General features: G+C 43.4%; 13 protein-coding genes. 2 read left to right on the top strand and 11 right to left on the bottom strand.

Features of this window, described 5'->3' with window-relative positions:
- The 3 genes from LC574_RS10330 to rpmI form a co-directional block, all read right to left on the bottom strand.
- Nucleotides 1-557 (bottom strand): transporter substrate-binding domain-containing protein (locus LC574_RS10330; protein ID WP_229453439.1); only part of this gene is annotated, 557 nt, incomplete at its 3' end.
- A gap of 12 nt (nucleotides 558-569) precedes the next feature.
- Complete coding sequence (rplT, locus tag LC574_RS10325) at nucleotides 570-926, bottom strand: 50S ribosomal protein L20 (RefSeq protein ID WP_229453438.1); 357 nt, start codon at nucleotides 924-926, stop codon at nucleotides 570-572.
- Nucleotides 927-945: 19 nt separating this feature from the next.
- Nucleotides 946-1,143, bottom strand: a complete 198-nt coding sequence (gene rpmI / locus LC574_RS10320) for a 50S ribosomal protein L35 (RefSeq protein WP_229453437.1) — start codon at nucleotides 1,141-1,143, stop codon at nucleotides 946-948.
- Nucleotides 1,144-1,383: 240 nt separating this feature from the next.
- Between rpmI and LC574_RS10315 the strand changes: the two genes are divergently transcribed.
- Nucleotides 1,384-1,917: a GrpB family protein gene (locus LC574_RS10315; protein WP_229453436.1), complete on the top strand. Its 534-nt coding sequence runs from the start codon at nucleotides 1,384-1,386 to the stop codon at nucleotides 1,915-1,917.
- A 9-nt stretch (nucleotides 1,918-1,926) separates the two neighbouring features.
- Here the strand turns inward: LC574_RS10315 and LC574_RS10310 are convergent, their stop codons facing one another.
- The 7 genes from LC574_RS10310 to LC574_RS10280 form a co-directional block, all read right to left on the bottom strand.
- Entirely contained in the window at nucleotides 1,927-2,769 is an 843-nt protein-coding gene (locus LC574_RS10310) for a 2-isopropylmalate synthase (protein WP_229453435.1), read from the bottom strand.
- 38 nt (nucleotides 2,770-2,807) lie between these two features.
- Nucleotides 2,808-3,113 carry a type II toxin-antitoxin system RelE/ParE family toxin gene (locus LC574_RS10305; RefSeq protein ID WP_229453434.1) on the bottom strand — a complete coding sequence of 102 codons (306 nt, stop codon included), beginning with the start codon at nucleotides 3,111-3,113 and terminating at the stop codon, nucleotides 2,808-2,810.
- Nucleotides 3,113-3,397 (bottom strand): type II toxin-antitoxin system ParD family antitoxin, encoded by a 285-nt coding sequence (locus tag LC574_RS10300; protein ID WP_229453433.1) that lies wholly within the window; start codon nucleotides 3,395-3,397, stop codon nucleotides 3,113-3,115. Before LC574_RS10300 ends, LC574_RS10305 begins: the two co-directional genes overlap by 1 nt.
- A 288-nt stretch (nucleotides 3,398-3,685) precedes the next feature.
- Nucleotides 3,686-5,746 carry a ribonuclease R family protein gene (locus LC574_RS10295; protein WP_229453432.1) on the bottom strand — a complete coding sequence of 687 codons (2,061 nt, stop codon included), beginning with the start codon at nucleotides 5,744-5,746 and terminating at the stop codon, nucleotides 3,686-3,688.
- Between the two features lie 324 nt (nucleotides 5,747-6,070).
- On the bottom strand, nucleotides 6,071-6,286 hold the full coding sequence (gene rpsR / locus LC574_RS10290; RefSeq protein ID WP_012411240.1) for a 30S ribosomal protein S18: 216 nt from the start codon (nucleotides 6,284-6,286) through the stop codon (nucleotides 6,071-6,073).
- A gap of 2 nt (nucleotides 6,287-6,288) precedes the next feature.
- Nucleotides 6,289-6,483 carry a 50S ribosomal protein L33 gene (rpmG, locus tag LC574_RS10285; protein WP_229453431.1) on the bottom strand — a complete coding sequence of 65 codons (195 nt, stop codon included), beginning with the start codon at nucleotides 6,481-6,483 and terminating at the stop codon, nucleotides 6,289-6,291.
- Nucleotides 6,484-6,526: 43 nt separating this feature from the next.
- Nucleotides 6,527-7,084 carry an RDD family protein gene (locus LC574_RS10280; protein ID WP_229453430.1) on the bottom strand — a complete coding sequence of 186 codons (558 nt, stop codon included), beginning with the start codon at nucleotides 7,082-7,084 and terminating at the stop codon, nucleotides 6,527-6,529.
- Nucleotides 7,085-7,923: 839 nt separating this feature from the next.
- Between LC574_RS10280 and LC574_RS10275 the strand changes: the two genes are divergently transcribed.
- The gene (locus LC574_RS10275; RefSeq protein WP_229453429.1) at nucleotides 7,924-9,591 is read left to right on the top strand and encodes an MBL fold metallo-hydrolase; all 1,668 of its coding nucleotides are present in this window, start codon (nucleotides 7,924-7,926) and stop codon (nucleotides 9,589-9,591) included.
- A gap of 106 nt (nucleotides 9,592-9,697) precedes the next feature.
- Here LC574_RS10275 and LC574_RS10270 read toward each other — a convergent pair whose 3' ends face one another.
- Nucleotides 9,698-10,009: a DUF6679 family protein gene (locus tag LC574_RS10270; RefSeq protein ID WP_012408115.1), complete on the bottom strand. Its 312-nt coding sequence runs from the start codon at nucleotides 10,007-10,009 to the stop codon at nucleotides 9,698-9,700.
- Nucleotides 10,010-10,267: the final 258 nt, after the last annotated feature.

Genomic DNA, 10,267 nt, shown 5'->3' with positions numbered 1-10,267 from the left:
ATTGAAACCTGTACCAACTCGGCGTTTGGCACATAGTACCGTACTTGGGCAATGGTGCTGGAGTTGTTGAGTACGGCAATTTTTTGTTTTGCCAAATCACTCAATTTCTGTACAGAGGCATCTTTTGTAACTAAGACAGTGCTATCCAAATAGTAGGGAACACTGAAACTAACTATACGGTTGCGAGATTCAGTTGCTGTTACCCTAGCGATCGCAAAATCAACTTTTTTGTCTAACACTACAGACAAGCGATCGCGATTTGCTACAGGTTTCAATTTTACAGCATCGGCTTTACCAACCAAGTCAAGTGCCAATCGCTGTGCCAAGTCAATTTCTAAGCCTTGCAAATTACCGTTGGCATCTTTAAATCCCAACGGACGCAAGTTATCTTTAACGGCAACAGTTAGATAGCCTCGCTGCTGAATTTCTGGCATTTCGGCAGCAGATGCAGTTAATCCTGTCCCCACTATGGAAAAGCAAGATATCCAAAAAATAGTGGCGGATAATACCAGATGTAACCGAGTAATTACTTGCCATCTGTTACATCTGTTATACATCCCTTGCCACCTTTATCCTTTAGCTTGATTTGCTAGTTCAGCGACTTTGCCGAAGCTAGCTGGATCGAGGACTGCTAATTGTGCCAACATCTTGCGATTGAGTTGGATATCAGCTTTTTTCAAGTTACCGATCAACTGGCTGTAACTCAAGCCGTGTTGCCTTGCAGCAGCGTTGATGCGGGTGATCCAGAGGCGACGAAAATCGCGCTTTTTCTTTTTGCGATCGCGGTAGGCACTCCGTAGTGCCTTCATCACTTGTTGGTTGGCAGTTCTAAACAGAGTTGAGTGGGAACCGCGAAAACCTTTAGCTAGTTTGAGAATTTTATTGCGGCGCTTCCGAGCTACGTTACCGCGTTTTACCCGAGTCATAACTTATTCCCTGAAATACTTACAAATATGGGAGCATCAAGCGCACGTTAAGTTCATCGCGTTCATGTACAAGTGCGCTCTTGGACAGGCTACGCTTTTTGTCAGAAGTTTTATGTTCTAAAAGGTGGTTTTTGAAAGCTTTACGACGGACGATTTTGCCGGTGCCGGTGGCACGGAATCGCTTCGCTGCTGCTTTACGAGTCTTTAGTTTAGGCATGGTCTAGCTTTAATTCGACACGATCCATTATTATACTAATAAAATTGCTGGAATGGTAATTAAATAAAGGATTTAACTAACTAGGGACTTCCAAATAAAAAAATATCCAATTATTTATTGTGGGGTGGGCGTCTCGCCCGCCCTTGATTACGGGCGGGCAAGATGCCCACCCCACAAGATTGTATAGTTTATTTATTGGAAATCCCCTACCACTGTATATAGATAAAATTAATTTCACCGATGGATGAAGTAAATATAGTCGAATATGACCCACGTTGGCAGATTTTGTTTGCAGAAGAAGCCGAGCGGATTCGGCAACTACTAGGCAATGACTTAGTTGTGGAAATTGAACATATTGGTAGTACGGCAGTACCAGGAATGGCAGCCAAACCAGTTGTTGACATCATGGTAGGAGTACGTTCCTTAGTAGATGCGAAATCTACTATTCCAGCATTGGAATCGTTGGGATACGTTTATTGGCGTGAAAACCCAGATCCAGGACGGATGTTTTTTGTCAAAGGAATGCCACCATACGGAAAGCAACGGACTCATCATGTTCACATAGTCGAGATTGATAGCAAATTTTGGGAACGCAAGCTATTTTGCGACTATCTGAGAAGGCATCCTGAAGAGGCGAAACGATATGAAGCTTTAAAACGCGATTTGGCGGCAAGTTTTCGGAGCGATCGCGAGGCTTATACCAATGGTAAAAATGACTATATCCGGGCTGTGATGTCAAAAGCACAGTGTGAGGAGATGGGGAAAAAAGAGTAATTATTTTAACTATTTTCCCTTTCTAATTCTAGTTATTTGAAAAATCAACTCTGCTGCTTTACTTATTAACGAAGTGTCAATATCAATTTGATAATTCCCCTGTTTTAAAACCTCCATCACCACTTGACTTAAATCTGCATTACCTTTCCTCGCACCCAAACCATTAATTGCACATTCAATTTGCCTCACGCCACAACTTAAAGCAATAAGTGAATTATCTACCGCCATGCCCAAATCATCATGACAGTGTACTGAAACGACAGCTTGATCAATATTTGCTACTCGATTAAAAATCATTTGCAGAAGTTGCGAAAAATCTTCTGGCGATGCCAAACCTAAGCTATCAGGAATACTAATAGTGTTAGCACCACTTTTGATTGCAGTTTCAATAGATTTGCACAAAAAATCTGGCTCACTTCTGGGAGCGTCAAAAGCACTCCATTCTACATCATCACAGTAATTGCGTGCCAGAGAAACACTTTCTTTGATTGTTGCTAATACTTCTTCTTTGCTGAGTTCAAATTGATTTTTAATATTTACCGGAGTATAGGTGTGAATTCTACCTTTTATAGCTGCTTTAATTGCTTCAGCCAGAATGATTATTTCATTGGGATTGGAACTCGCTAGCCCACAAATAGTAGATTTTTTAATTATTTTAGAAATATTAAAGACTTCATCAAAATCTTTTTGAGAACTTCCTGGATAACCAACTTCAATAATATCTACTCCCATTTCTTCGAGCAATTGGGATATGGTGATTTTTTGTTGCAAATTCATTTTGACACCAGGCGTCAATTCTCCATCACGCATGGTGGTATCGAAAATAATTATTTTGTTATGAGTTTTTGACATATTCGTTAGAGAAGCGATCGCTTTCGTCAAATGCAATTTTAAGGAATATCCTCACTTAAGAAAACTGTCTCTAAATCCCGATAACCACTGACAACACGTGCAACTTCCACACCAGTCTCAATGGGACGATAAAATATTAAGTAATCTTCCACGGGGAAACTCCGTAAACCATCTGCAAAATTATCGCAACTTTGACCCATATTAGGAAAATCAGCCAAAAGTTTACACTGCTCTATAATTTTTTTGTTGAGTTTTCGAGCCGCACCAGGATTAAAACGGGTAATATAGCTGCTAATTTCTTTCAAATCTAATCTAGCTGAAGGCGCAAAAATACACCTACTCATTATTTAGCGGCCTCTGCTTGTTGCATCTGGGCTTGGGCACGTCGGATATCTTCTTCAAGTTCAGCAAATACCTCTTCACCATCAATTCCTTCACCACGTTCGAGTTCTTCAATACCAACTTGGATTTTAGCTTTCAATTCTGCTAGACGCTGATCTCGAATGCGATCGCGTTCTTCTAGCAATCTCAATGCTTCACCCATCACCTCACTCACTGAGTGATATTTCCCACTACTAACCTTATCCTTAACCAACTGCTCCAGTTCTGGGGTCAAAGATATATTCACAACTATTACCTCATTCGATTTACTCTATATCCTAACCGACAGGGGTTAGAGCAAGGTTAAAACAATTCGCAATTCGCAATTCGCAATTCGCAATACTTCGGCTACGCTCAGTACAAGTTCGCAATTACGTGAAAGTGATGGGGATTTAGACCCCAATACAAAACGTGCTGCCCTTCTATTGCTGGGGAATTAAACCCCTAAACTTTATTAAAATAATTCATAATTGATAATACTAGCCTCTGGCGAGTATTACAAATGACAAATGACAAATGACAAATGACAAATTAGTTAATTCGCTGCTGTTTGGGCTTCTTGATAAACTATTTCTTGAAACTGGATCATATCTTTTTGCGGATCGGCGTGGCTGACTTTCACCAATATCTGTTCGCCCAACTTCACAGAACGCTTGAAAACCATTGGTAACTGCAAGCCCAAATCTTCTAACAAAATTAGGGCCAAGTTGCTGTCTTCTCGCAGCCACATCAACACTGTTACATCCCAAGTTTCTTCTGGATGGCGGCGTAAATACTCTAGAGCATAATATCTATTAGTTTGCCGTTCTACCATCGTCACCTCTTGGGTGATGCTGGTGACAGTCATCATCACTTCTTTAAGTTGATCTGCGGTAAATGGCAGAACTTCACCCCGCAAATGGGCTTTAAGTTGGAAGTGGGTAAGCAAATCACTGTAACGGCGAATGGGAGAGGTTGCTTGAGTGTAAGTATCCAAACCCAAACCAGCATGGCGCAGAGGCGTAATGCTCATTTCGCTCTTGGGCATACAACGACGCATAGCGCAAGCGCGAACGAATCCGGCAGGAAGTAGCAGCAATTCTTCTTCTGGGGGTAATTCTGGTTGGGGCTGACCGCGAAAGGGCAAAGGTATGTTATGAGCTTTACCATAACGAGCCGCAACTTCACCGGCAACAATCATCATTTCTGCCACTACTTGCCGCGACGGGGAATCGTCCAAAATGTCAATATTGATCTCGTCACCTTTGACTTTGATCATCGCTTCCGGCATGGTGATGCTAATTGCCCCTTGGGCGTAACGCCAAGCTTTGCGCTTCTGTGCCCAAGTTGCGATCGCTGCAATTTCCGGTTCTGCCTGTACCCGTAATTGCAGCATTTCATCTACATCTTCGTAGGTGAGGCGATAAGTCGGCTTAATTAAGCTGGTATGAATGCTGTAATCTTCTACTGCCCCAGTTATATCTAAAATAATTCCGAAGCTGAGGGCGCAACAAACCCGTCCCTGGATCAGACTCATTGGCCCAGTTGCTAATACCTCTGGGAACATGGGAATCATCCCCGTAGGTAAATAGACTGTGCTACCCCGCTTTCTGGCTTCCAAATCTAATTCATCTTCCGGCACTAACCATCGAGTGGGATCGGCGATATGCACCCACAGCCGTTCTTGTCCATCGGGGAGTACTTCCCAACTCAGACCATCGTCGATCTCTGTGGTAGTTTCATCATCAATGGTGTAGACCTTCAGGTGAGTCAGATCAAGGCGGTTTGTATCTGAGTCAATTGGCGGGAAATCCAAACGCTGTTGCGCCACTTCTAATACCTTATTAGGAAATTGGATCGGAATTGAAGAACGACGCAGGAACAAGTTTTCATAAGGACTCCAGCAACCCAAATCCACCAACAGTTGAAAGGCCCCTTGGGGTGTTGTGGGCCGTCCCAGCATGGTCATAGTTTCTAATACTGAAGCGCTTGGCGGATAAGCGCGAGCCAAGGAGTCATAATTCACCCCTGTCCGCACGGTGTCAGCAAGCAGCGCTGCGTATTTTTCGAGTCCTTCTAAGCGCTGGCGATCGTGGCGCCCCCACTCTACTGCTTCACCTTTGAGCGCCTGCTCTACACGAGTTAAAAATTCCTGCTGTCCCTTAGCTTTTAGCGCCTCTACTTCCATCTGGTGCTTGCGTTCTGCCACCTGAGCAGCAGTTCGCGGCTCGTAAGCGTCTCCTTTTTGCTTGAAATAAAGTTTGTCGTCTGATAACAAGCAATGGGCGGCGTAACAAGGAGGGGCAGTTGATTCAGAAAATAGCAAATTTGCCATTTGATCTGGGGTGACTGTTTCCCCATCTTCAACCAGTAATTCCCAAGCCACTTCTAAGCTAGATGGATCTAAATAAGGCTTAACCTGCTCCAGAAAATTGGCAATCTCTGAGGGCTTGTAGGTCTCTTTGGTAACTGTATAAGTTATTTGTCTAGGCGCGAGGCTGTGGGATTGACCACGTTCGTCTACCACAAACCAGCGGGTTTTACCGTCTGGGCGTTCTACGATGCCCAGACGGCGATCGCTTTGAACCCTAAATTCAACTAGCGTCCCCTTCTCCACAACTCTCGCACTTTAATTTGGTGAACAGTTTAAATTAGTTAGGAGTGAGGAGTGAGGAGTTAATTGATAACTCATAACCCATAACTCATAACTTCTAACTCATCAATTTAAATTAGTTAGGAGTGAGGAGTGAGGAGTTAATTGATAACTCATAACTTCTAACTCATCAATTTAAATTAGTTAGGAGTGAGGAGTGAGGAGTGAGGAGTTAATTGATAACTCATAACTTCTAACTCATCAATTTAAATTAGTTAGGAGTGAGGAGTGAGGAGTGAGGAGTTAATTGATAACTCATAACTCATAACTCATAACTCATCACTATTTTTAGCCTTCCGCATTGATAAATGGCAACAAAGCCACAATCCGCGAACGTTTAATTGCTAATGTCAACTCTCGCTGTTGCTGAGATGTAAGCCCAGTAATCCGACGTGGCAATATCTTACCCCGCTCGGTGACAAACTTACGCAGTAAATCAACATCTTTATAATCGATTGGTTCTCCTGGCTTGATTGGAGAAAGGCGACGACGGAAATAACTCATCTCTACTTAATTTCCTTGTGAACGGTATGTTTGTTGCAGTGGGTGCAGAACTTTTTCAGTTCTAGCCGGTTAGTGGTGTTGCGGCGATTCTTGGTGCTGGTATAACGTGAAACACCAGCAGAACGCTTGTCTAAATTTGTCCGGCACTCAGTACACTCTAGTGTGATAATAATGCGGACACCTTTACTCTTAGCCATAATCTTACAAACAGTGAAGCCTGAAGAGAATTAACACAAATGACTATCTTCTCACATTCCGCCGCATATTATCAACTAATCTTTTAACTTTTATATCGAGCGAGTAGCCACGACGCGACGAAACGATAAAAGTTCCACAATAGCGATCGTGTAAAGCCTGCCGCATTTGGGCATCAGAGAAGGCAGTCCCACAATCAATTGCTAGGGGAAGTACTAGCAGTATAGCAGTGGGATTAGCTCTAATATTGCTCAGGGCAATTGACACTAAAAGGGCACCCAAGCCGACGATCGCCTCTCGCTTTAGCAGTGAGAGTAAAGCTGGAATTCTGCTCACTACTTCCCCATCTTCAACTTCCAACACCTTTAAATCGAACGCCCAACGCCCTAAACTTTGCCCTTGATTGTTGTATACCACCAGCACCCGCAAAATTAGCCAAAGTATCACAAAAACTAGGATTTGCACAAATTGAATACCGATATCGCCGCCTCCCAGTAGGGAACTGACTAACCAGACACCAAGGAAATCAAGCCCCAATGCCATACCTCGCCGCCCAATCTCAGCCTTGGGATAGTGTTTTTGGGGAAGTCGTTCAATAGTCATACAACACAGGTATTTTTATTTAGGGGTTGGGAAATAATTGCTCCTGCTTTTAATATTAAGGTGATGGCTTGGGTTTGGCGTTGAGACTAGTTTTGGATGAAGAGAGCGTTTTTGGTAAAGTTTAGTAAATTATTAAACGTTTGTATTTAAACAGCCTCAAAAGCTTATTTGAACAGTGGATCAATCCTAACTACTGAGGATTTTTAGAGGGTGTAGAGGATTGCTCCTGGTGTCATATTGCTTTACATCTAGATCAATGGACAGGTGAACCGAAAGGTTCTACAATCTGACTGATTGCGGTAAATTTACCTATTGCCCAATCCACATAAGCATAGTAAAGATTTTCTAGCGATTACGTTTGATTGCGGAAGCACTAAATTAATATAGGAAAGTCTTTAAGTAAGGGGCAGCAAAAAAATGGATGTAAAGCTGATTCTAGCTGGATTGACAGTTATCTTTACACTTTCGTGCTTATTTTTTGGCACAAAAAATGGATTCTATGATTCAGATAACTATCACGGCAATGGCTCTGCACATTGAGATAAATCTGTAAACGCTTGGGCAACTTCCTGTAGTGTGAGTTGGTTAAGAGCGTTCAGAACTTGCAAAGGGAAAATAAACAAGAGGCATCCTTTAGCTAGTAATTTGATGGCTTCTGGTTAGTCCACCTTTCTGAACCAGTGCGGGTTCGGTAGAGGCGTCCTCCCCAATCAAAAATCTGTATTCTCAGGGTGTAGGGGCGCACGATAAAACTTACCCCTAAGTCACAAAACCAAAATTTGTGTAATTTTTGGCTTTTGGGATATGTCCATGATGATGAGGTTTGAGGGGAGGAGAGCATGAGGGATAATCTGTCGGCATCCTCTCGCGTAGATGCTGCGGAAGGGGGTAGTGAATTAGAATGTTTCCCCTATAGTGTCCAGCATTACGATGAGGGTGTGTGTTTATTGGTGAAGATGGGGCCACACCGCATCCTGTTGGATTGTGGTTTGGAGGATATTTCATCGCTGGCGAAGGGGCTTACTAAGTCGGTACGGGGAGTTGGTTCGCCCCCACCAGCAGATTTCGTTTTGATTAGTCACGCTCACCCAGATCACGCCAGAGGCTTACTGGCACTGCATAAAGCTTTTCCAAAGTTACCTATTTATGGTAGCGAAGTAACCAGCAAGTTACTGCCGTTGAATTGGCTAAACCAAGATCCTGAGGAAATTTCTCAATTTTGTCATGCCTTGCCGTTGCGATCGCCTGTGGAATTCCAAGATGGTTTGGTGGCAGAATTATTTCCCTCCGGGCATCTACCGGGGGCTGTGGCAATTCTCCTTACCTACACCACTAAGCAGCGTAGTTACAAACTACTGTATACAGGAGATTTTTTCTTGTCGAACTCTCGGTTGGTAGAAGGTTTGCGTTTAGAGGAACTGCGAGGATTAGACTTGGATGTGCTAATTATTGAAGGCAGTTATGGCACATCCCGTCATCCTCACCGCCGCAACCAAGAAAATCAATTAGTAGAACGAATTAATCGGGCGATCGCTGACCAATGTTCTGTAATCCTTCCCACTCCGGCTTTAGGGCTGGGTCAAGAATTATTAATGCTCTTACGCTCTCATCACCATTTCACCGGACGAGATTTAGATATCTGGGTAGATGGTGCTGTCGCCACTGGGTGTGATGCCTACTTAGAACTGCTACCCCACCTTCCCCCATCTGTACAGAACTTCGCCCGCCATCAACCTTTATTTTGGGATGAACGAGTGCGTCCGCGCGTGCGTCGTTTACAAGCAGAACATCGTCCCACTGTGGGTAAGTCACCTTGTATAGTCCTCACCGACTCTACAGATGATTTGGGTAAGCACTGCCAACTAGACACTGGCCCTTGGCTAATTCTTCTACCAGAAAAAATTGATATAAAAGTTAATAAAGAATATTTAGCACCTACCACTGTTGAAACTTATCTCTTAGCTCAACATAGTGATGGCCCTGGTACTACGCAGCTAATTCATAATTTGCGACCCCAGCACGTCATTTTTATTCACGGTTCTCCTGCCTACTTGGCAGACTTGACTAGCTTAGAGGAGTTGCAAAACCGCTACCATGTCCATTCCCCGGCGGCTGACACTTTAGTAGAATTGCCTATCGGCGATACATTTTTACAACCGGCAGCACCAGAAACTAATTACGAAGGCGAACTGACAGAGTTGGGAACAGTAATCACAATCACCCTCGCCGATGTGATTACTACCGATCCACGTTGGCGGCAATTTGCCGATACTGGTTTAATCGAAGCTCGTTGGCAAGGCGAAGAACTAGTATTGAGGGGATTGTCTCAACGTGAATTGCTCAATCAAAATAGCGATCGCTATACATGGACAGATGTAGACTGTTGCGGTACTTGCCGACATCAAAGGGGGCAGCGGTGTTGGAATCCAGCTTCCCCGTTGTATAACTTTAAGGTAACTCTAGAAGGTTACTGTCCTGCTTTTGAAGGTTTGAATGAGAGCCAATAGTCATTAGCTGTTTTGTCTTTTGTCCTTTGTCCTTTGTCCTTTGTCATTTTTGACCAATGACTAATGACCAATGACTAATGACCAATGACTAATGACTAATGACTAATTATTCTGGATTTGAGTCAGTGTAACGGTTGTGGATGCGTTCGGCTTCGGGACAATCTTCAGTCATCAAAGGTTCCACATTACCGCGTGGTACTGAAGCCAGTTTTTGCGTTACAGCACCAATGCTCTCGAGGCGAACCATTTCTTCCCAAGAACAAACTTCGTCCTCTTCTTCTGTTTCATAACGTAGAGTCACTAAATCTCCCTCTATGTCGATGATGCGGGCGCGTTCAATCCAGCGTTGCTGGTCCCGCAAGAAAACACATACCTCGCGCCCATCGCAACAGAGTTGATAAATCTTGCGGTGTAGCATGTATTGTTTCTGCCTTTTTAAACAACGTAGTTAAACCTGTCAAAATCTGGGTTCTACCCAATTACATTACACCTTTAAGAGGTTGATTTCACTGTTCAGAACAAGTACGCTTCATCACCCAATCCCAAAACTTGCATGTAGTTGTCAAATATTGGGAAATTTTGGGTCATAAATCAATGCTTGCTTTAGCAATGAACTCAATCTCCCTCCGGCTCGTTCTACGGAATGTCTGCTTCATCGAAGTCAAACAATTCGGAA

The sequence above is a fragment of the Nostoc sp. CHAB 5715 genome (assembly GCF_020829685.1).
In the GTDB taxonomy this organism is placed as follows: Bacteria; Cyanobacteriota; Cyanobacteriia; order Cyanobacteriales; family Nostocaceae; genus Nostoc.
Note: the sequence above shows the minus strand (reverse complement) of the source record. Positions and strands in the feature narration are given on the sequence as shown.

What these genes read in the sequence shown, in the direction of transcription:
- rplT (WP_229453438.1), bottom strand. Translation starts at nt 926, where the DNA reads ATGACTCGGGTAAAACGCGGTAACGTAGCTCGGAAGCGCCGCAATAAA.
- rpmG (WP_229453431.1), bottom strand. Translation starts at nt 6,483, where the DNA reads ATGGCTAAGAGTAAAGGTGTCCGCATTATTATCACACTAGAGTGTACT.
- LC574_RS10275 (WP_229453429.1), top strand. Translation starts at nt 7,924, where the DNA reads ATGAGGGATAATCTGTCGGCATCCTCTCGCGTAGATGCTGCGGAAGGG.
- LC574_RS10305 (WP_229453434.1), bottom strand. Translation starts at nt 3,113, where the DNA reads ATGAGTAGGTGTATTTTTGCGCCTTCAGCTAGATTAGATTTGAAAGAA.
- LC574_RS10310 (WP_229453435.1), bottom strand. Translation starts at nt 2,769, where the DNA reads ATGTCAAAAACTCATAACAAAATAATTATTTTCGATACCACCATGCGT.
- LC574_RS10280 (WP_229453430.1), bottom strand. Translation starts at nt 7,084, where the DNA reads ATGACTATTGAACGACTTCCCCAAAAACACTATCCCAAGGCTGAGATT.
- LC574_RS10315 (WP_229453436.1), top strand. Translation starts at nt 1,384, where the DNA reads ATGGATGAAGTAAATATAGTCGAATATGACCCACGTTGGCAGATTTTG.
- rpsR (WP_012411240.1), bottom strand. Translation starts at nt 6,286, where the DNA reads ATGAGTTATTTCCGTCGTCGCCTTTCTCCAATCAAGCCAGGAGAACCA.
- LC574_RS10270 (WP_012408115.1), bottom strand. Translation starts at nt 10,009, where the DNA reads ATGCTACACCGCAAGATTTATCAACTCTGTTGCGATGGGCGCGAGGTA.
- rpmI (WP_229453437.1), bottom strand. Translation starts at nt 1,143, where the DNA reads ATGCCTAAACTAAAGACTCGTAAAGCAGCAGCGAAGCGATTCCGTGCC.